We start from the raw sequence: 251 nt of genomic DNA, 5'->3' as shown, positions 1-251 counted from the left end.
CTGGCGCCGGAAGTGCGCCCGCTGGAAATCCCGCCGGACCTGAACGCCCCGGGCGACAGCCCGGCCGCGCAGGTGCCGGTGCTGGCCTCGCAGGCCTCCAAGCCGGCCTCGTCCCAGGCGCCGGCCGCCAACAATGCCTGTTTCACCGTCCCGGGCAGCAAGGACGAGGTGTTCGGCAAGGTCGGCACGGCGCTGGAGACGGATCAGGGCGAGAAGGTCGCCAGCAAGGCCCAGCTGATGGGCTCCTACGA

At 71.7% G+C, this 251-nt stretch carries 1 pseudogene; it reads left to right on the top strand.

Features of this window, described 5'->3' with window-relative positions:
* A pseudogene (locus tag ACQG3P_RS21000) lies at positions 1-251 on the top strand (hypothetical protein); the annotation flags it as partial.

This window comes from Stenotrophomonas sp. SrG (genome assembly GCF_050031795.1).
GTDB lineage: Bacteria > Pseudomonadota > Gammaproteobacteria > Xanthomonadales > Xanthomonadaceae > Stenotrophomonas > Stenotrophomonas rhizophila_A.
Note: the sequence above shows the minus strand (reverse complement) of the source record. Positions and strands in the feature narration are given on the sequence as shown.